At 36.0% G+C, this 2,251-nt stretch carries 3 protein-coding genes; 2 read left to right on the forward strand and 1 reads right to left on the reverse strand.

The window, feature by feature from the left end; translation table 11 throughout:
* The coding region (locus tag AAF462_11700) for a glycosyltransferase family 39 protein (GenBank protein ID MEM7009786.1) at positions 1-879 on the reverse strand (879 nt) is incomplete at its 3' end.
* Positions 880-1,008: 129 nt separating this feature from the next.
* Between AAF462_11700 and AAF462_11705 the strand changes: the two genes are divergently transcribed.
* Positions 1,009-1,617, forward strand: coding sequence for a CPBP family intramembrane glutamic endopeptidase (locus AAF462_11705; GenBank protein MEM7009787.1), 609 nt, complete (start codon positions 1,009-1,011; stop codon positions 1,615-1,617).
* 98 nt (positions 1,618-1,715) lie between these two features.
* On the forward strand, positions 1,716-2,251 hold a 536-nt coding region (locus AAF462_11710), incomplete at its 3' end, for a nitrilase-related carbon-nitrogen hydrolase (GenBank protein MEM7009788.1).

The following is a 2,251-nucleotide window of genomic DNA, read 5'->3' on the forward strand; positions in this document are numbered from 1 at the left end:
AAAGCAGTATATGATTAATAAAAATGCTAACATTGTAAAAAATATTTGAGAATAACTATTTGTAATAACATACTTTGCAATCGGATATTGACTCATATAAAAAGAGTATAAAAAGCCCTTTGATGGCAGTCCGAGCTCCATTGTCCAAAATTCTTTTTGAGTACCGAAGAAATGAAAAGGACTTCCATAATTGGAATAATTTATTGCCAGATAAACGCCGAAGCCAATTGCGCTTAAGAATATCCATAAAATATCTTTTTTAATGTTCTCTTTTTTGAACTCTTTTTGAACTAGATATTCTAAAAGCAGAATCGGGGGTAAAAGAATTCCATTTAGTCTCGTCATCGTAACAAATATCCCAATAATCCCAGCAGCTGCCCATGAGCCTTTTCGTGCATAGTAGAAGCTTGAAATAGTTAATGCCAAAAACAGGCTTTCTGTATATGCAGCATGTAAGAAATAAGCGGTTGGAAATATAGAGAAGTAAACTACAGCCCGAAGCGCATCGTCTTTTTCAAAATCTAGCTCTACCAATTTATAGAGATAAAATGCTGCGACTATATATGAAATATTTGATATAAATAAACCGGACAAGACACTATCTTGGAATATATAAGAAAAAATTTTCATTAAATAGGGATACAAAGGAAGGAATGCTATTAAGAAATGATTTTCTTGTAGATCTGAGTTTGAATAGCCATAGGTTACGATGTCTGTATAATGGCCTGTATCCCAAACATCCCAGATTGAGAAAAATGACTCAGGGAATTCGTTTTCAATTAACACGTATCCCACGTAGGCAACTACGAAGGTTCCAATAATTGCCGTTAGAGTAATTACTATTATTTGAACCGCATATTTATCCAGACTAAGTCTCATCCTATATTGCACCGCCAAGTGTTTGGCCTAAAAAAATCTAACACAATTAATTTAAAATGGCTTTATTGACCTCAAATACTACCTTATGTATTGTTACAAAATCTAGGCTATGTGTTTAAAATCCTGTCAATGAAAGATAAACCCTGGTTGTTAAAACATGCCGTTCCGCTGTCTGTCTACGTTGTAATAATACTGATAATATTTTTATCTAGAATATTTCTTGCGCCAAATTATGTGATATCTATAGCAGCGGCTCTGATGCTATTTCCTGTTTTATTAAAAGCAGACGGCAAATTTTTTAGAAATGACCCAAGGGGAGTATTAGTAGGTTTTGTCGTATCTGCAATACTGCTTTCAATTTATACAGCGGTAATATTTCTCTACGGACTCTATGCTGGTCAATCTCTTACATGGAATGCCCTTTCAGTGTCTTTCCTTCTGACACAGCTACTTATGGTGGCGCTTCCAGAAGAGGTCTTTTTTAGGGGCTATCTACAAACAAAACTTGGAAACAATATTAAGGGGATAATAATTGTGAGTGCTCTTTTTGCTGTTGGGCACTTTATAACCCTATGCATTGCAGGCGGTCACAATATTGCGATCTGCTCCCAGGCTATTCTCACTTTCTTCCCATCTCTTGTCATGGGTTACCTCTACATTAAAACTAAAAGCCTGTGGGCAAGCATAATATTTCACTTTTTTGCAAATATTGTCCACATAGCCATAGGGCTTAGCTAGCTAACTTTAAATCCATAACTCTCAATAAATATTGCGATATATTGCTGTTATACTCATTATTCAAGTATTATATTAGGCTAATTAGAAGGTAGAAAAATATGCCAAGAATAGGTTTAGCTCAGATAAATGCAAGAGTTGGAGACATAGAAGGGAATCTAAATAAGATGCTCTCCTATATTAGCTCTGCTAAAGATGCAGGGGTAGATATTGTATGCTTCCCCGAGCTCAGCATTACTGGGTACCCTCCGGAGGATCTTCTATTAAAACCCAATTTTATAAACGACAGCATAACAGCTCTTGAAAAAGTTAGAAAAGCTTCACAAAATATCACTATAATTGCTGGGTTCCCTGATAAGAAAGAAGACATCTACAACGCTGCTGCAATAATCCACGATAAAAAAATAATAGATATCTATCACAAGCGTTATTTGCCTAATTACGGAGTATTTGATGAGAACAGGTATTTTCAGTCCGGTGCACGTGCTCCTGTATACAAGCTAGGCAATCTAATGTTTGGAGTGAATATTTGTGAGGATATATGGTATCCGGGTGATCCAACCAGGCGCCAAGCGCTACTAGGTGATGCCCAAATTATCATCAACATCTCATCATCGCCGTATTATGCCTCCAAAGT

The sequence above is a fragment of the Thermodesulfobacteriota bacterium genome, assembly GCA_039028315.1.
GTDB lineage: Bacteria > Desulfobacterota_D > UBA1144 > Nemesobacterales > UBA2774 > CR02bin9.

Coding starts and splice junctions, on each gene's coding strand:
- AAF462_11705 (MEM7009787.1), top strand. CDS start 1,009: ATGAAAGATAAACCCTGGTTGTTAAAACATGCCGTTCCGCTGTCTGTC.